Source organism: Ciceribacter lividus (assembly GCF_003337715.1).
Classification (GTDB): Bacteria; Pseudomonadota; Alphaproteobacteria; order Rhizobiales; family Rhizobiaceae; genus Allorhizobium; species Allorhizobium lividum.
In genome coordinates, this window is the sequence record NZ_QPIX01000003.1 from 145,126 (window position 1) to 161,701 (window position 16,576).

16 protein-coding genes are annotated in these 16,576 nt (G+C 63.7%); 7 read left to right on the plus strand and 9 right to left on the minus strand.

Going from position 1 to position 16,576, the window contains the following annotated elements; genetic code table 11:
• Positions 1–20: 20 nt before the first annotated feature.
• Positions 21–482 (minus strand): CAP domain-containing protein, encoded by a 462-nt coding sequence (locus DFR48_RS06885; protein WP_425359240.1) that lies wholly within the window; start codon positions 480–482, stop codon positions 21–23.
• 46 nt (positions 483–528) lie between these two features.
• Positions 529–795, minus strand: a complete 267-nt coding sequence (locus DFR48_RS06890) for a DUF6460 domain-containing protein (RefSeq protein ID WP_114362449.1) — start codon at positions 793–795, stop codon at positions 529–531.
• Positions 796–934: 139 nt separating this feature from the next.
• Between DFR48_RS06890 and DFR48_RS06895 the strand changes: the two genes are divergently transcribed.
• The 3 genes from DFR48_RS06895 (at position 935) to DFR48_RS06905 (ending at position 3,369) form a co-directional block, all read left to right on the plus strand.
• Positions 935–1,876, plus strand: coding sequence for a class I SAM-dependent DNA methyltransferase (locus DFR48_RS06895; RefSeq protein ID WP_114362450.1), 942 nt, complete (start codon positions 935–937; stop codon positions 1,874–1,876).
• 116 nt (positions 1,877–1,992) lie between these two features.
• Positions 1,993–2,631, plus strand: a complete 639-nt coding sequence (locus DFR48_RS06900) for a YitT family protein (RefSeq protein WP_114362451.1) — start codon at positions 1,993–1,995, stop codon at positions 2,629–2,631.
• A gap of 99 nt (positions 2,632–2,730) precedes the next feature.
• Complete coding sequence (locus DFR48_RS06905) at positions 2,731–3,369, plus strand: YitT family protein (RefSeq protein WP_245415542.1); 639 nt, start codon at positions 2,731–2,733, stop codon at positions 3,367–3,369.
• Between the two features lie 29 nt (positions 3,370–3,398).
• Here DFR48_RS06905 and DFR48_RS06910 read toward each other — a convergent pair whose 3' ends face one another.
• Positions 3,399–3,860, minus strand: coding sequence for a carboxymuconolactone decarboxylase family protein (locus DFR48_RS06910; RefSeq protein WP_114362453.1), 462 nt, complete (start codon positions 3,858–3,860; stop codon positions 3,399–3,401).
• 44 nt (positions 3,861–3,904) lie between these two features.
• A complete protein-coding gene (locus DFR48_RS06915; RefSeq protein WP_114362454.1) occupies positions 3,905–4,408 on the minus strand; it encodes an RrF2 family transcriptional regulator in 504 nt (167 codons plus the stop codon).
• Between the two features lie 122 nt (positions 4,409–4,530).
• Here DFR48_RS06915 and DFR48_RS06920 point away from each other — a divergent pair, with 122 nt between their 5' ends.
• Positions 4,531–7,065, plus strand: a complete 2,535-nt coding sequence (locus DFR48_RS06920) for a ligase-associated DNA damage response DEXH box helicase (RefSeq protein ID WP_210205965.1) — start codon at positions 4,531–4,533, stop codon at positions 7,063–7,065.
• A gap of 55 nt (positions 7,066–7,120) precedes the next feature.
• On the plus strand, positions 7,121–7,846 hold the full coding sequence (pdeM, locus tag DFR48_RS06925; protein ID WP_114362456.1) for a ligase-associated DNA damage response endonuclease PdeM: 726 nt from the start codon (positions 7,121–7,123) through the stop codon (positions 7,844–7,846).
• Here the strand turns inward: pdeM and DFR48_RS06930 are convergent.
• Entirely contained in the window at positions 7,843–8,793 is a 951-nt protein-coding gene (locus DFR48_RS06930; RefSeq protein WP_114362457.1) for an alpha/beta hydrolase family protein, read from the minus strand. The genes pdeM and DFR48_RS06930 overlap by 4 nt on opposite strands.
• Before the next feature lie 88 nt (positions 8,794–8,881).
• Between DFR48_RS06930 and DFR48_RS06935 the strand changes: the two genes are divergently transcribed.
• Positions 8,882–9,469, plus strand: a complete 588-nt coding sequence (locus DFR48_RS06935) for a TetR/AcrR family transcriptional regulator (RefSeq protein ID WP_114362458.1) — start codon at positions 8,882–8,884, stop codon at positions 9,467–9,469.
• 10 nt (positions 9,470–9,479) lie between these two features.
• Here the strand turns inward: DFR48_RS06935 and DFR48_RS06940 are convergent, their stop codons facing one another.
• Positions 9,480–10,040, minus strand: a complete 561-nt coding sequence (locus DFR48_RS06940; protein WP_114362459.1) for a dihydrofolate reductase family protein — start codon at positions 10,038–10,040, stop codon at positions 9,480–9,482.
• A gap of 93 nt (positions 10,041–10,133) precedes the next feature.
• On the opposite strand from DFR48_RS06940, the gene DFR48_RS06945 reads away from it, so the two are divergent.
• Entirely contained in the window at positions 10,134–10,643 is a 510-nt protein-coding gene (locus DFR48_RS06945) for a winged helix-turn-helix transcriptional regulator (protein WP_114362460.1), read from the plus strand.
• Positions 10,644–10,649: 6 nt separating this feature from the next.
• Here the strand turns inward: DFR48_RS06945 and DFR48_RS06950 are convergent, their stop codons facing one another.
• The 3 genes from DFR48_RS06950 to DFR48_RS06960 form a co-directional block, all read right to left on the minus strand.
• Positions 10,650–11,453 (minus strand): TIGR02186 family protein, encoded by an 804-nt coding sequence (locus DFR48_RS06950; protein WP_114362693.1) that lies wholly within the window; start codon positions 11,451–11,453, stop codon positions 10,650–10,652.
• A 5-nt stretch (positions 11,454–11,458) separates the two neighbouring features.
• Positions 11,459–12,385, minus strand: a complete 927-nt coding sequence (locus DFR48_RS06955) for a sulfite exporter TauE/SafE family protein (protein ID WP_114362461.1) — start codon at positions 12,383–12,385, stop codon at positions 11,459–11,461.
• Positions 12,386–12,592: 207 nt separating this feature from the next.
• Entirely contained in the window at positions 12,593–16,279 is a 3,687-nt protein-coding gene (locus DFR48_RS06960) for a peptidoglycan-binding protein (protein WP_114362694.1), read from the minus strand.
• Between the last annotated feature and the right edge of the window lie 297 nt (positions 16,280–16,576).

Here is a 16,576-nt window from a genome sequence, read left to right on the forward strand (position 1 = left end):
TTTGCCAGGTCGGGAATCGCCTAGCTCGCGAGCACCATGGCCCAATAGGGGCGATTTGCGGAAGAGGGATTGTGCGCCACGGCAACACCGAGCCCGCGATAAGCGCCGAGCATGTTGTGCAGGTGCTTTTCGGATCGGACCCAGGCGTCGACCGCGTCTGCCACCTGCGATTGACCTGCGGCGATATTTTCGGAGGCCGGCAAAGGCACGCCCATCGACTTCATCCTGAGAAGAAAGTCGTCACCCCTCCCGAGCAAATGCGACATCTCGCCTGCCCGCGCCATCCGCCGCGCCTGCGAGAGAGCGGCAGCCTCTGCGATTTTGCTGTATTCGAGGGTGGGGAGCCCTTTGCTGTTCCGAAGGGTATTGACGAGCGGCAGCGCGCCCTCCGTCTCGGCGCGCGCCGTATCGTCCGTGGTCGGCACGATATCCGTCGTCTTGCAGGCGGTCAGACCACCGGCCAGACCGATACCTGCCAGCATGAGGAAGCGTCGCCGCGGCAGGTATGGAAGCACGGTCACGGGCATGTCAGCGTCGGTAACTCAACAATCTCAGGACGATGAAGACGGGAATGACGATCGTCGCGCCGAGAAGCAGGTAGTCACCCACCCGGCCGAGCGCGGCGAAGCCCCGGTACCAGAGTTCGAGGATGAAATGCCGGACGCCTTCCAGAATGTCGATCGGGTAGATGCCGAAAACGGTCATCACGAAGCCGACGATCAGCGACACGACCAGGAGCTTGATCGCGGTGCGGCCCAGCGTATCCCCGAGAAATCTGTTCACCCCATCCGACATGTCCGGTCTCCTGTTCTTCCATCACATAGGCGGGCGTCTGCCGGCCTGCAAGCGCCTGCTCTTGCAGGTGCCGCGGAAATAGCTCTTGTGTTTTTTCCAGCTTTCGGTCAAGACCGCGCGCCTTTCCAGGAAACCCGCCATGCAACAGATCCAGTTCTCGTCCGGAAATCTCACGGCAGACCGTCGCGCCGACTACGCGAAGATGCTGAGTGAAGGCGGCGATCCCGCGGCTGCTGCCGAGCTCATGGAACAGGCGCTGGAGCTTGCACCCGATTGGGCGGCCGGTTGGCTCCGGCTCGCGGAATACAGCGAAAAGGCGGGCAATATTGAGGCAGCGATTACGGCGTTGAGGCGTGTCGCCACCCTCGACCCACAGGACCTGTTTGCCGCCCGGCTGAAGCTCGCCGTGCTCGGCGCCGAGCCGACGCCGGAGCAGCCGTCGAGCCGTTACGTCGAGGCGCTCTTCGACGACTATGCCGATCGCTTCGAAACCTCGCTCGTCGATAAGCTCGGCTACAGCGTACCCGGCAAGCTTGCCGCCCTTATCCGAAAGGTCGCCGGCGAACGCCGCTTCCGCCTCGCGGTCGACCTCGGCTGCGGCACCGGCCTCTTCGGCGTGGAGATTCGCGACCGGGCGGACAGGCTCGAAGGCTTCGACCTCTCGGCCAACATGCTCGCGAAGGCTTCCGCCAAACAGATCTACGATCATCTCGGAGAGGCCGATCTGTCCTTGCCGGCCGAACGGTCTGGCCTTCTTGGCGCGGGACTCCCCGAGGGACGCGCCGACCTCGTCGCCGCTGCGGACGTGCTGATGTATCTCGGCAGCCTGGACAACGCCTTTGTGCTGGCCGCGACCCTTACAGCACCCGGCGCGTTCTTCGCTTTCTCCGTGGAGGAGGCCGAAGTGGGGCAGGGCTTCGAACTCGCGCCTTCGTTGCGTTACCGCCATTCGGAGGCCTATGTCCGGGAGGCACTGGCCGATGCCGGCTTCGACACACGGCAGGTTAAACGCTCGGTCATTCGCATGGATTCCGGGAAACCTGTTCACGGCATTCTGTTTCTTGCCGAACGGCGCTTCTGAAGGAACGAAAGTTGCGAACTTGCCGGTAGGTCAGCATTGCTGACATATCGTGCTTGCGAACCGGAATGTTGCGGTGCACAATATGCCCGTTCTCAGACATTCCAGAGGTCGCGATCATGGCGCAGGTGAGCAGCATGTGGGGTATTCTGAATACCAGCCCGAACCGGCACACGATCGCCGAGGACGTCCAGGGCATCGTCACCGGAAGCATGGTGTCGGCGCTCGGCCTTTATCTTCTCGCGAAGGTCGGACTTCTCACCGGCGGCATGGCCGGCGTCGCCTTCCTGCTCCACTACGCAAGCGGCGTCAGCTTCGGGCTGATCTTCTTCCTGCTCAACCTGCCGTTCTACATCCTCTCGCTTCGTCGCGTCGGGCTCGACTTCACGCTGAAGACCTTCGCTGCGATTGCCCTGACCTCGCTGATCGTCGAGTTCGAAGGACGCCTGATCGATATCAGCGCCATCGAGCCGGTCTGGGGCGCAATCCTCGGCGGTCTTCTCCTCGGCTACGGCGTGCTGGCGCTCTATCGCCACCGTGCGAGCCTCGGCGGTGTCGGCATCCTTGCCGTCTACCTGCAGGAGCGTTTCGGCATCCGCGCCGGTCTGGTACAGCTCGCCTTCGATCTCACCGTGATGGTCTTTGCCTTCGGGGTGGTGAGCCCGGCAATCGTGATCTGCTCGGTCGTCGGTGCGGTGGTGCTCAATCTGTTCGTGGCGATCAACCACCGCTCCGACCGTTATGTCGTGCTGCGATGACTATGATGAGCGGAAGTCCCTTGAGCTTGGCGGGGAGCCGCGTTACCGCATAGGTCAAAGGTGGGTATTGGAACAGGCGAGGGGATATCGGACATGGCGATGAGTGACGTTCGGCCGAAGCTGCGGGAGATGATGGCATCCTCGGCGGAGCGCCACTCCATCATCGAAGATGCGCAGGGGCTTGCGGCCGGCGGCATGCTGGCGACGCTGGGCGTGATGTTGCTCTCCGGTGCGGGCCTGCTGACGGGCGGCACGGCGGGCGTCGCCTTCCTCCTCCACTACGCGACGGGTTTCAGCTTCGGTGCCATGTTCTTTGCCGTCAACCTGCCATTCTATTACCTGGCGCTGAAGCGGTTCGGATTGGCCTTCATGCTGAAGACCTTTGCGGCGGTCGCACTGACCTCGGTGCTCACGGAGACCGTCCCCCATTACATTGGCTTCTCGAACCTCGACCCGCTGGTTGCGGCCGCCTTCGGCGGCCTGCTCATCGGCGCCGGCCTGCTCGCTCTCTTCCGCCATCGCGCAAGCCTCGGCGGCTTCGGGATCCTTGCACTCTACCTGCAGGATCGCTTCGGCTGGCGGGCGGGGCTGGTACAACTCGCTTTCGACGGCACCGTGCTGGTCTTTTCCTTCTTCATCGCCAGCTACTACATCATCTTCTGCTCGGTCGTCGGCGCCGTCGTGCTCAACCTGACGCTTGCGATCAATCACCGCAAGGATCGCTACATCGCGATGTGAGCGACGACGGGCGTCTGACGTCGGTCAAGTCAGGCGGCTTGCGCGCGCTCGTCGATCGGATGCTGCGACCGGAAGCTGACACAGAGTCGGTTCCAGACGTTGATCGTGCCGATCGCCGTCGTGATCTTGACGACCTCCTCCTCTGAAAAGTGTTTGCGGATCTCCGCAAACGGCGCATCGGGCACTCCGGTCTGTGCCACGTTGGTCACGGCTTCCGTCCATTCCAGCAGCGCCCGCTCGCGGGCATCATAGAGCGGCGATTCCCGCCAGGCGCAGACGAGATTGATCCATTGTTCGCTCAGGCCGTCGTGCCGTGCCTCCTTGACATGCATGTCGACGCAGTATGCACAGCCGTTGATTTGTGACGCACGGAGCTTCAAGAGATGGATATGCTGGGGCTCCAGGCCACAGCTGCAGATGTATTGTTCGAGGGCGAAGACTGCCTTGTAGGATTCGGGCGAGGCTTTGGCAAAATCGAAACGTGGCTGCATTGCGCTTCTCCTTGGTTGATAGGCAAACTCCATGCACCGGCTGTTCAGCGGCCGGTCTGCCGTGCGTGGCAGGCGATGAAATCAGTGCCGCGACCGGCAATCGCACCGTCCTCGTCCACGGCGTGAACGCCGGCCACAATGTCGGCGATGTTCGTCTTGGCAAGTTCACTGCGGTAGACGCGCTCGGCGGCATGCATGGCGCTCGCGATGCCGCAGGGCGCCTGGAAGTAGCGGCCGGGAAGCGGCTTCGGACCACGCTGGCGGATTTCGGCGCAGCGGAATGCCGGAGCCGGCCCCTCGATCGCCAGAACGATGTCAAGCAACGAGATATCCTTCGGCGCGAGCGCCAGTCGGTAACCGCCCTTTGGCCCCGGCACCGTGGCGAGAATTCCGGCACCCGAGAGCGCCTGAAGATGCTTCAGAAGGTAGCTGGCCGAAACGCCGTGATACTCGGCAAGGGTGGCGGCCGAGAGCACCTGACCCTGATCGAGCCCCGCCAGCATCGTCACGCAATGGATCGCCTGTTCTATGCCTTCGCTGAGTCTCATCTCTCAAAATCCTATCACGGATAATAAATATCCATGATTCTGCGCCTCTGTCAATTCGCCGGCCGGCGCCGCAATCGCGATTTTCTTTTCCAATTCCGGTCCGGCTTCACTACCTTCTCCGCGTGAGCGCGACCGATTCCACCATCACGGGTTCCTCCGTCTCTCTTCCGGATGCCTTTCACCGCTGGTTCGCGGACAAGGGTTGGCAGCCGCGCGCCCATCAGCTGGAGCTGTTGGCGCGCGCCGAACGGGGGGGGAGCACGCTGCTGATCGCCCCGACCGGTGCCGGCAAGACGCTTGCCGGCTTTCTGCCGTCGCTCACCGATCTCGCGCGAAGGGGCAGGCGCAAGCCGGGCACCGCCTTCACCGGAATCCACACGCTCTATGTCTCTCCGTTGAAGGCCCTTGCCGTCGATATCGAGCGCAACCTGATGAAGCCCGTTGCAGAGATGGGCCTGCCGATCACCATCGAGAACCGTACCGGTGACACGCCGCAGTCGAAGCGGCAGCGCCAGAAGCTCAATCCACCCGACATCCTGCTCACAACGCCGGAACAGGTCGCGCTGCTGATCGCCAATGGCGAGGCGACGCGCTTTTTCAAGGATCTCCGCTACGTCATCTTCGACGAGCTGCACTCGCTGGTGACATCGAAGCGCGGCCACCTGCTTTCGCTAGGGCTTGCGAGACTGAGACGTCTCGCGCCGCGCCTGCAGACCATCGGGCTCTCGGCGACGGTTGCCGATCCCCCCGATCTGATGCGCTGGCTGGTGGCGCAGACACCGGGGAGAGCGTGCGAAGCAGGTCTCGTAACCGTCGAAGGTGGCGCCAAGCCCGACATCTCGATCCTGCACACGGAGGATCGGATTCCCTGGTCCGGTCATTCGGCCCGCTATGCTATCCCCGATCTCTACGCGATCCTGAAACGGTTCCGGACGACGCTGGTCTTCGTCAACACCCGTTCTCAGGCCGAGCTTCTCTTCCAGGAGCTCTGGACGGTCAACGACGACAACCTGCCGATTGCGCTGCATCACGGCTCCCTCGACGTCGGACAGCGCCGCAAGGTCGAGGCGGCGATGGCGGAAAACCGGCTGCGCGCGGTCGTCGCGACCTCGACGCTCGATCTCGGTATCGACTGGGGTGATGTCGACCTCGTGGTCCATGTCGGCGCGCCGAAGGGCGCCTCGCGGCTCGCCCAGCGCATTGGCCGCGCCAATCACCGGATGGACGAGCCGAGCCGCGCGATCCTGGTGCCCGCCAATCGCTTCGAGGTCATGGAGTGCCAGGCGGCGCTCGACGCGAACTATCTCGGCGCGCAGGACACGCCGCCCGTCGGAGAGGGCTCGCTCGACGTGCTTGCCCAGCACGTGCTTGGTATGGCCTGCGCCGAGCCCTTCGATGCCGACGCGCTCCATGCGGAGGTTACGACCGCAGCACCCTATGCCCGCCTGCCGCGCGAGACCTTCGACCGGATTGTCGATTTCGTGGCGACCGGCGGCTATGCGCTGCGCACCTACGAGCGCTACGCCCGCATCCGACGCAACAAGGAGGGGCGCTGGCGCGTCTCCAATCCGCAGGTCGCCCAGCAATACCGCCTCAATCTCGGAACGATTGTCGAGATGCCGATGCTGAACGTGCGGCTGGTGAAGCGCAACCATCTCGGCTCCCTCGGCCGCGGCGGGCCGATGCGTGGCGGCACAGCGCTCGGGCAGGTCGAGGAATACTTCCTCGAAAGTCTTTCTCCGGGAGATACCTTCCTCTTCTCCGGAAAGACCGTCCGCTTTGAGGGCATCCGCGAGAACGAGTGCCTCGTCTCCAACGCGTTTTCGCAGGATCCGAAGATTCCTGCCTATGCCGGCGGCAAGTTCCCGCTTTCTACCTATCTCGCCGACCAGGTCCGCGCCATGCTCGATGATCCGGCGCGCTGGCGAGCGTTACCGGACCAGGTTCGCGACTGGCTGGAAATCCAGCGCGAGAAATCGGTGTTGCCGAAGCGGGGCGAGCTGCTGATCGAGACCTTTCCGCGGGCCAGCCGCTTCTACATGGTGGCCTATCCCTTCGAAGGGCGGCTTGCGCATCAGACGCTCGGCATGCTCCTCACCCGGCGGCTGGAGCGGATGGGCGCAAAACCGCTCGGCTTCGTCGCCACCGACTATTCGCTTGCCGTCTGGGGCCTCGAGGATATCGGCGCGATGGTGCAGTCGGGGAGACTGGTGCTCGGCGAACTCTTCGACGAGGATATGCTCGGCGACGACCTCGAGGCCTGGCTTGCCGAATCCTGGATGCTGAAGCGCACCTTCCGTACCTGTGCGGTGATCGCGGGGTTGATCGAGAAGCGGCATCCGGGCAAGGAGAAGACTGGCCGGCAGGTCACGGTGTCGGCCGATCTGATCTACGACGTGCTGCGTACCCACGAGCCGGACCACATTCTCCTGCTGGCGACGAGGCAGGATGCCGCGGCCGGGCTTCTGGATATTGCCCGCCTCGGCGATATGCTAAAGAGAATCAAGGGCCACATCACCCATCGCCGGCTCGATCACGTCTCGCCGCTCGCCGTGCCGGTGATGCTGGAAATCGGTCGCGAGCCGGTGGCGGGCGAGGCTCAGGAACATGTGCTGGCGGAAGCCGCGGACGAATTGATCGCCGAGGCAATGGCCTAGAAGCGGGGCCGACCTGCCATCGAAGGGCAACGGCCCGGAAGGAAAAGACAAGCGGATGAACCGGCTCGCGGCACTGAGAAGCACGCTTTCGGGAAGCGCCGAATTGACGGCCGAATTTTCGGTCGCCGGCGTCGGCGCGGTTTGCGATCCTGCCGGAGCGCTTTATCTCCCCGACCTCGACCTTCTCGTCGTCTCCGATCTGCATCTCGAGAAGGGAGCGGCTTTCGCCCGCCGCGGGCAATTGCTGCCGCCTTACGATACGCTCTCGACATTGCGGCGCCTCGAAACGGTCGTCACACGATATAATCCGGCGATCGTCGTCAGTCTCGGCGACAATTTCCATGACCGCGTTGGTTCGGCGCTGATGCCGCCGGACTTCCGCGCGATGATCGCGGCGATGGCGCGCGGCCGTGAGTGGATCTGGATCAACGGCAACCACGATCCCGACGGTGTGGTCGACCTGCCTGGCAGGTGTGCCGACGAGTTGCGCTTCGGCAGCCTCGTTTTCCGCCACGAACCCTCGCTGATCGACGGACGAGGTGAAATCGCCGGCCATCTGCACCCCTCGGCAACCGTCCGCCGGCGGGAAAAGTCGGTCCGCCGGGCCTGTTTCGCGACCGACGGCATTCGCCTCTTGATGCCGGCCTTCGGCGTCCTGACCGGCGGCCTCGATCTGCGCCACCGTGCCTTTTCCGGCCTCTTCGACCAGACGGCGCTGATTGCGCATCTTCTCGGACGCGACAGGATCTATTCCGTGCGCTTCGGCAGTCTGCTCGGTTAAAGAGGTGCCTTGTCCGGCCAGGGATTGATGCCGTCGCGCAGCCATAGCAGCGCGTCGATCCAGAAACCGGTGGCGTGACGGGCATGGAAGAGGTCGAAATGTCCCAGCCGGTCCACGCCGAGGTTGGCGGGCGAAAGCAGGACCTCCGTCGTCGGCGCTTGTCGATAGTATCGAAGCGCTCGTCTGATTGCCGTCACCGTTGCGAACTCGTCGTCCGCCGCGGTGATCGCCAGGATCGGCGCAGTCACGGCGGAAAAGTTATTCAGGATCGCCTGCCGTTCCCGCGCGGGATAGCTGAGCTCCATCCGCGCGCGCCGAAAGCTCCATTCGTTCGCGACACCCGCCGGCAGATCCTCTAGCCAGCCGAGACGTTCTCCGGGAAAATAGCCGAAGAGTGCCGTCAAGGCCGGCATCGCCAGATGCCACTTGAGGAAGAGACGCAGCCTCTCGCGGGCCGCATAGTCCCGCCAGTAGGCATATTGCGCGCCAACGGTGAGCATCCGGTCGATCCGCCTGGCATTTGCCGCAAAGCCCGGCAGAAATCCGCCGATGCTGTGGCCGACGACCAAGACGGGGCCACCGCCGATTCTATCGGCGAAGTCGAGCGCCGCGTCGAAATCGCGTTCGCCCCAATCGCGCCAGCGAAAGCCGCAGCCGGCAAGGCGGTCGGGCCGCGAGAGCCCGATGCCGCGGTAGTCATAGGTCAGGACCACAAAGCCGTGTTCGGCGAGAAACCGGGCGAAGTAGTGGTAATAGCGCGCGCGAACGCCGGTCGCGGGATTGACGATCACCGTCCCGCAGAGAGGATCAGCGCGACCGCTCCAGACATGGCCGCGGAGTGTCACGCCGTCCCTGCACCGTAACGTGATCTCTCGCCCTTCGACGGGCTGTAGCCCATCGTGTGCAAGATACCCGGAGCGTTCCTGCGTTTGACTGTATTCCGCCATCGCCACCTCCTTTGCCGTGTCGGTAGGGGCGAAAGCTAACAATGGTCGGCGCTTGTGTATACTCACTGGTCGGTATACTTATGCCGTCATGGCGACCTCAGAGACGACGACCCGTGATCGCATCATTTCCGCCGCCGCCAAGCTCTTCTACGACGAGGGCATCCGGCGCGTGAGCGTCGATGCCGTTGCCGAGGAGGCAGGTGTCACCAAGCGGACGCTCTATTACCATTTCGCGAGCAAGGACGATCTGGTGGCCGCCTACTTGGCGGGACGCGACCAGCCGAGCTTTTCAAAGTTCCAGCACTGGTACCGGGAAAGTGAGGGGCCGTTGCCGGAGCGGATCAAGGCCGTTTTCGCGGGTCTCGCGAGGTCGGCACGCCACCCGAAGTGGAAGGGCTGCGGCTTCCTGCGAACCTCGGCCGAGCTGGCCAACATGCCGGGGCATCCGGCGATGAAGATCGGCGCCGCCCACAAACGGCGCCTGGAGGATTGGTTGGCGGACCTCTTCGAGGCGGAAGACGTGCAGCAGCCGCGGACCCTCGCAAGACAGGTGGTCCTCCTCATCGACGGTGCATTCGCCGTCGTGCTCCTCAACCGCGATCCGGGTTACATCGAGACGGCCGGTGCCGCAGCCGCGACGCTGGTCGCCGCGGCGATGGACGGCCGCTCGGCTTGAGCCGGACGCCTCACGCCCTGTCGACTGGCGCGTAACGCAGGATCACGGCGCCAGTCTTGATGGGCCTGCTTTCGAGCAGCGTAAACGGCCTCGGTGTCTCGGCCGGCTTGAAATGCGGATTGCCACCACCCAGCACGACCGGCACCAGGCAGAGCCGGATTTCGTCGATCAGGTCCGCTTTCAGCAGACTGTCGCAGAGTTCGGCGCTACCGAAGATGAAGATGTCCTTGCCCGGCTGCTGCTTCAGCGTCTTCAATTCCGAGACCGGATCGCGAACGACACGAGTGTTGTTCCAGTCGGCGTGTGTGAGCGTCCGCGATACGGCGATCTTCGCAATCGTGTTCATGTATTCCTTGATTTCCGTTTCATTCGTGGCCTCCGGCCAGTAGGCGGCCATGCCTTCATAGGTCTTTCGGCCGAAAACCAGCAAGTCCGTCTGACGGCCGATTTCGAGCGAATAGTCACGCAGCTCGTTGCCCCAGACGAGCTCGTGAAAGCCCAGATCCCAGGGCGTCTTTCCTTCGAAATAGCCGTCCAGCGTCATCAGGTTCCAGATGATCAGTTTGCGCATCGTCTCCTCCGTTTCAAAACCGATTGCAAAGTGAAAGCGGTTGAAGGCTAGTCAAACTGATTTTAGAATGCAAGTGGTTTCATGGAGAGGAAAATGGACCTGACGCACCGTTCCGGTTGCCCGATCAATCTGACGCTGGAGATCCTCGGGGATCGCTGGAGCTTGATCGTCATACGTGACGTGATGTTCGGCAATCGCCGGCACTTCCGAGAGCTGCTGCAGAATTCGGAGGAGGGGATCGCCTCCAACATTCTTGCCGATCGCCTGAAGAAGCTGGTTGAAAAAGGGCTGCTGACGCGCGCTGACGATCCGAGCCACAAGCAGAAGGCGATCTACAGCCTGACCGAGATGTCGATCAAGCTAGTACCGCTGTTTGCCGAAATGGGTGCATGGGGAAGGCGGTATCTCGCCGTTTCCGAAGATCTGGCAATTCGAGCGGAGTTGCTCGAGCAGGGCGGGCGGCCGTTGTGGCGGGACTTCATGGACGAATTGCGCTTTCTCCACCTCGGCGTTCCGATGCCTGAAGGCACGCCTTCGGCCTTGTCGAGGCTGATGGAGGCCTATCTGGCGACGAAGGCGAGGATGGAGGCCGCCGAAGAGTGATCGGGCTCAGTCGCGGCGGAACATCAGACTGGCGCTCCAGCCGGTGATCAATGCCAGCAGCACAGCCAGGACGCCATAGGACAGGGGCTGGTCATGCGCGGCGCGGGTGATGGAGTCTTCGATCCCCGTTTTGATGACCCGCAGCGGCAGTTCACGTTGGGCGAGGAATTCGCCGCTCTTGAAGAGATAGGCCCGGACCATATGAACGCCGTCCGGAATGTTGGCGGGAAGCTTCAGCGTTGCCTTGAACAGGCTCGCGCTGACGAAGCGCACGCCCCCGGTGTCGCTCTGGTAGAGCCCACTGGTCTGCTTCAGGCGGCGGAAGGCTTCCCGGAATTCGGCAAGATTGGCCGCGCTCTGAAAATAGCCGGTCGGCGTGAGCGGCATGTGGTCGACACCGAGACCGAGATCGACGAGCGCCTGTTGCGCGGTGATCTCGTCGAGCGGTCGCGTGCTCGCCAGCGAATAGGACTGCGGCATCCTCTCGAACGTCATCGAATTGCGGTTGACCCAGATGCCGAAGAGCCGCTCCTTGTGGCGGACCGTCGCCTCGTCTCGCGGCCCCTCGAGGGTTACCACCACATCGTACTGGCCGATGGCAAGAAGCAACGCATCGGTGTTCGTGAGCGCCCCGAAGATCGTGAGATCGGCTCCGCGAAAATCTGACGTGATGGCGATTTCGCTGGTCGAGGTGCCGATGTCGAGGCTTTCCATGTCGGGAGTGGTCGGCTGGAACGGCACCTGGCCGGCGGCCTCGCTCGCGAAAAACGCCGAAAGGACTGTGACGACGGCAAGGAGCTTCGCGCGCATCGGCATCAGCCCCCCATTCCGCCGGTCGCGATCGAATAGAGATCCTCAGGCGTCACCACCAGGTCGATTGCGAGGCGCACGCCGACGGCAAGCACGAGTAGCCCCAGCAGCGCGCGGAGCTGTTCGCCGCGCAGTCTTTGGCCGACGCGGACACCGTATTGTGCACCGATGACACCGGCGACCATCAGCAGGAATGCCAGCACGATATCGACCGAGTAGTTGGTCGTCGCCTGTACGACGGTCGTGTACGCGGTGACGAAAATGATCTGAAAGAGCGATGTTCCGACGACGACATTCGTGGGGATGCGCAGCAGATAGATCATCGCCGGCACCATGATGAAACCGCCGCCGACGCCCATGATCGACGTGAGCACGCCGATGGCGAAGCCGAGCGCGATGACCGGCAGGATGCTCAAGTAGATCTTCGACTTCTTGAAACGTACCTTGAAGGGCAGGCGGTGCACCCAGATGTGCTGGCCCGGTCGCCGCAGGGTTGTGGGCTCATTGCGCGCGGCCCGCCGCATCGCGTTCAGGCTCTCCATCAGCATCAGGCTGCCGATCGTCCCGAGAAACACGACGTAGAGTAGCGAGATGAAGAGGTCGAGCTGCCCGGCGCTGCGCAGCCAGGAGAAGATGTAGATACCTGCCGTCGCTCCCGCAAGACCGCCGACCAGCAGCACGATTCCGAGCTTCACGTCCAGCGTGCCGCGTCGGAAATGGGTGATCGCGCCGGAAACGGAAGAGGCGACGACCTGGTTGGCGCCGGTCGCGACCGCCACGACCGGAGGGATGTTGTAGAAGATCAGGAGAGGCGTGATGAGAAAGCCGCCGCCGACGCCGAACATGCCGGACAGAAAACCGACGGCCGCGCCCATGCCGAGAATGATGAAGATGTTCACCGACAATTCTGCGATCGGCAGGTAGATTGTCACGGGCAGCCTCGAAATGCGAAAGCCCCGCAGGAGCGGGGGATGGAAAGCGTCGGATTGTCGCCGGCGGGTTCCGAAGAGGGATGAAACCGGGTCAAGTCATTGGCAGAGCTTGACCTCCGTCATATTTTCATGCGCTCGCCGGCCAGACCTGTCAATTATGCGGCAAGGCTTTACGCGCCCATTTTTCCGGTTTTGTGACAGGGCGCGTCATTTGTTGCGCGCTAGCAGTTCCTTGACCAGTTTGTCGGTGACTTTTCCCGTCGGTTCCATGCCGACCGACGCCTGGAAGGCCTTGATCGCTGCCACCGTCTTTTCACCGAGCATCCCGTCCGGTACGCCGGCGTCGAAGCCGTTGTTGTTGAGAATACCCTGGATGTTGCGGATTGCCTTCTTCATGTCGACGCTGGCGGTCTTCACGCCCTTCCCGGCCCACTCGTCGGGAACATCGGTCGAGTTGGCCTGCGGGTCCAAAGGCTGCGGCTTCCAGAGATCGACCGCGGCGCGCGCCTTTTCGAGCTGATCCGGAGCCATGACGTTGGCGACCTCGTCGCGCTTCTTGGCGGCATCCTTGTCGCCCGCTTTGGCGGCGATCGCAAACCACTTGTACGACTCCACCAGGTTTTGCGGAACGCCGTTGCCGCGCGCGTTCAGGATGGCCAGGTTGAATTGGCTGTCGGAAACGCCGAGTTCCGCCGCCTTGCCGAACCACTTGGCCGCCGTCGGATAATCCTGCGTGCCGGCGGCGCCCGAAGCGTGCATGACGGCGAGGTTGTGCATGGCGCTCGCATTGCCCTTTTCGGCGGCGAGCTCGTAATAGTGCCGGGCGGTTTCCACGTTGCGTTCGACGCCGCTGCCGTTCTCGTAGAGGTTGGCCAACCGGTACATCGCCGGTGCGAAGCCCTTGTCAGCAGCCATCTTGTACCACTTCGCGGCTTCCGCGAAGTCGCCGTCGACGCCGCTGCCTTCGGAGTAGCGCGCTGCGACCTCGAAGAGCGCGAGCGGATCACCCTGCTTGGCGGCAATGACCAGCGAGGCGGGTTTGAGGGCGTCCGGTACGGCGATCGGTTCCACCGGTGCCGCAACGGCTGTGGCGACGGGAGCTTGCCCTTCGGTCGCCGTCTGCAGCGCATTGGTCTCGGGGGTCGGCGAGGGCACGGTCGCTGCGCTCTGGGGATTTGCGGCATCCGCAGGTGCAAGAGGCGTGAGCTTGCCGCTTTCGTCGAGCGGGGCGGGAGCCGTGAGTGCTGAAGGTCCGGACGGAGCGCGCGTGGCATCCGGATTCGCCGGCGGTGTCTCACCGCCGATCTTTGCGGTTGCGGGTGCTTCCTCCGGGACCGACATGCCTGTGGTCGTCTGTGCGCCGCTGACCTCGCCGGAGGCGGCCGGAGCCTCGGCCGTCACCAGCGGCGTGCTATCGTCACGCAGCAATGTGTTGACGAGCGGCATCGCCATCGCGACGAGCAGCACGGCACCGACAGCCATCAGGATCGGCCGGCGATAGCGCGAAAGCGCCGAACCCGTCGACTTGCCGGCTTCCGTCTTGGGGGATCCGGTGCGATAGGCGCGGTCCATCTCGCTTGCGGCAGCCTGGGCGGCACGGCGGGCGGCGGCGATATAGTCGGTGCGATCGCCGTCCGATGCAGCGCCATTTCCGGCACCGGCCTCGCGTTGTGCTGCCTGGGTCGCACGGACACGCTCCAGGATCTTGCGCACGTCCGGCGCGCCCGAGCCGGGTTCGAGCAGTTCGTTGGCCTCCTCGGGAGGCAGCATCTCCGAAGGGTCGATCGACGGGCTCGGATCGACCAGCGTGCGCTGTACGGGTCCGCTGTCTTCCTTCTTCTGGCCGGGACGAAAACGTTTGCCGAGCCCGGCGAGCAGGCTTGGCTTTGCCGCCTTCTTCGAAGAGGCCTTCGACTTGTGTGCCGGCTCCGGTGCGTCGAGCACATATTCCGCTTCCGGGATATCGGCGGGCGCCGGAATGTCGTCGGTCACGGGCGCAGCCTGCATTTCGGCATGCGCATGTCGGTTTGCCGCCGGTTCCGCGGCGCGGGCCGGAACGGGGCTTTCGGCGGCGATGCTGTCTCGCGAGCCGACGCGGTTGTCGATCTGGTCGAGCTTTTCTGCGATCTGGACCAGAGTGTCGTGCAGGGCCTCGAACGTGCGGTGGGTCCTCTCCTCCGAATTCCGGCTGACCGATTCCAGGTCCTTGAGATGCTCGGCCAGTGCCGAAAGCGCCGTCAGGTCGGCGCCCGAGGCGTCTCCGCGGGCCCCTTGCGTCTGCGCATAGCTTTCCATCACGGTCTCTGCCGCCTGGCGAGCCGCTTCGATGATGTATTCATCGCTGGTGGCGATGTAGTCCTCGAGCGCCGCGACGCGGCCGGTCATGGCCTCGTTGCCGGCGCCGGCATCCGACGGCGCGCTGCTGATCAGCGTCGAGAGGTGGGCGATCTGTTCTTCGAGGCCGCGCAGCGCGGACGTGTCCTGGACAGGGGCCGCAGCCGTCTCTTCCAGCCGGTCGACGATCGTGTTGAGTCGCTGTTCGAGTTCGCGGAATGCAGGGCCGCCGGCAGAGCCCGTCGGGGCGGGAACCGCAAGGGAGCTGATGCGCTCGGCAAGTACGTCGAGGCGGTCGGCCAGCCGATCGCTGACCGCGCCCTGGTCGAGAGCGTCTATCTTGCGGGAGATGTCGGCGAGATAGCCCGTGAGCTCGGGTTGGGGACCACTCTGCTGGCCGCGCTCAAGCAGCTCGGAGAGCTGGTCGAGCCGTTCCTCGAGCCGGCGTGCGGTTCGTTGCGTCCCGAGCTCCTCAATGCGGGCAGTGAGCGTCTCCAGCCGATGGCCGAGATCGATCGCCGGATCTTGCTGTTCGAAGGCCCGTCCCGCAATCGCTTCGATCTGCTCGGCGATGCCTGCTATGCGATCTTCGATGCGGCTGATCGAGACCGCATCGGAGCCGGAACCGCTGTGGCGACTTCCGGCTGCGATGGCCCGGGTGATTTCGTCGAGCCGCATGTCGATGCCGGCAAACTGCTCCATCAGCATACGTTCGCTGGGATCAATATGGGCGCCGATGTGTTCGAGCGCGGTCGCGACGGTTACCAGCTTGTCTTCGAGGGCGCGAATCGCACCGTGGTCGCCGATATTGCCGATATGGCGTTTGATGTCGTCGAGCCGGTCGGCGAGCGAGAGGAGTTCCGAGCGCAGCGCGCCGGCATCGAGGCCGTCGAGGCGCTCTTCGAGGTCGTCCCAGCGCCGCTCGATATGGCGCACGGAATCCTCCCGTGCGAGCCCGTCCATGAGCGAGCGCAGTTCCTCGAATTCCGCCTGCAGCCGCTCTGTGCCCGGAGCCCGATAGCGACCGAGCTCGGTGATCCCGTCGGCAAGGCGCGCGATGTCCTGGCGCATGTCTTCGGAGGGACGGCGATCTTCCGCAAGTGTACGGATGCTGCGCATCTCCGAGCGAAGAGAGCCGATCTCTGCGGCGAGGCTTTCGGCGATGTCGTGCTTTAGCTCCTGGCGCAGTCCGAGCAGTGCCTGGCTGATCTCCCGGGCGGCGTCGGGCTGGGTACGGGCCACCGGCTGCTGCGGGGCAAACCGCTGGACCGGTGCATTGCGGTCATCGTAGCGTTCCTGCGAACGCGGCTCGGACGCGCGTCCCCTCCCTTCCTCGAGGGCACGCTGGCGTTGCCGGATTTCGGCGAGCGGGTCGCGATCACGAAGATCGCGGCTCTCGGGGGCAAAGTCGCGGCGGGGATCCTGCGAAAGCCGTGCGCTCCGCTGATTGTTGTTCATGAGCCCTTCGATGCGTGCTTCCAGCCCCTCGATGGTACGGCTCAACGCATCCAGGGAGGATGAGCCGCCGGGACGGGAAGGGTTGGATCGCGATCCGTTCATGTTCGTGCTCGCTTCGAAATTGGCCCGCATCAGGCGAGCTTTGCTCCTCGGCGTGGCTGACGGTGGTGGCGTCGGCGCTGGTCTTCTCTTGGCTCCGAAGTCCCTGTTGTGCAGTTTCCTGACACCCAGTTGCTCGGCAGTGCACCCCCGGATCATCACGCTTCACCGCCTACATTTCGCGAAACGTGGTAAACAAGCCGTTAACCTGGCGTTTCTTTTTTAACGATTTGTAAGATTTCTGCGGCACTCCGGCGCCATCGTGGATCGATATTCCGCTCCCGGGGAAGGGCGGCGAAA

What these genes read in the sequence shown, in the direction of transcription:
- DFR48_RS06885 (WP_425359240.1), bottom strand. Translation starts at nt 482, where the DNA reads ATGCTGGCAGGTATCGGTCTGGCCGGTGGTCTGACCGCCTGCAAGACG.
- DFR48_RS06895 (WP_114362450.1), top strand. Translation starts at nt 935, where the DNA reads ATGCAACAGATCCAGTTCTCGTCCGGAAATCTCACGGCAGACCGTCGC.
- DFR48_RS06960 (WP_114362694.1), bottom strand. Translation starts at nt 16,279, where the DNA reads ATGAACGGATCGCGATCCAACCCTTCCCGTCCCGGCGGCTCATCCTCC.
- DFR48_RS06915 (WP_114362454.1), bottom strand. Translation starts at nt 4,408, where the DNA reads ATGAGACTCAGCGAAGGCATAGAACAGGCGATCCATTGCGTGACGATG.
- pdeM (WP_114362456.1), top strand. Translation starts at nt 7,121, where the DNA reads ATGAACCGGCTCGCGGCACTGAGAAGCACGCTTTCGGGAAGCGCCGAA.
- DFR48_RS06935 (WP_114362458.1), top strand. Translation starts at nt 8,882, where the DNA reads ATGGCGACCTCAGAGACGACGACCCGTGATCGCATCATTTCCGCCGCC.
- DFR48_RS06905 (WP_245415542.1), top strand. Translation starts at nt 2,731, where the DNA reads ATGAGTGACGTTCGGCCGAAGCTGCGGGAGATGATGGCATCCTCGGCG.
- DFR48_RS06945 (WP_114362460.1), top strand. Translation starts at nt 10,134, where the DNA reads ATGGACCTGACGCACCGTTCCGGTTGCCCGATCAATCTGACGCTGGAG.
- DFR48_RS06930 (WP_114362457.1), bottom strand. Translation starts at nt 8,793, where the DNA reads ATGGCGGAATACAGTCAAACGCAGGAACGCTCCGGGTATCTTGCACAC.
- DFR48_RS06900 (WP_114362451.1), top strand. Translation starts at nt 1,993, where the DNA reads ATGGCGCAGGTGAGCAGCATGTGGGGTATTCTGAATACCAGCCCGAAC.
- DFR48_RS06940 (WP_114362459.1), bottom strand. Translation starts at nt 10,040, where the DNA reads ATGCGCAAACTGATCATCTGGAACCTGATGACGCTGGACGGCTATTTC.
- DFR48_RS06890 (WP_114362449.1), bottom strand. Translation starts at nt 795, where the DNA reads ATGTCGGATGGGGTGAACAGATTTCTCGGGGATACGCTGGGCCGCACC.
- DFR48_RS06910 (WP_114362453.1), bottom strand. Translation starts at nt 3,860, where the DNA reads ATGCAGCCACGTTTCGATTTTGCCAAAGCCTCGCCCGAATCCTACAAG.
- DFR48_RS06950 (WP_114362693.1), bottom strand. Translation starts at nt 11,453, where the DNA reads ATGCGCGCGAAGCTCCTTGCCGTCGTCACAGTCCTTTCGGCGTTTTTC.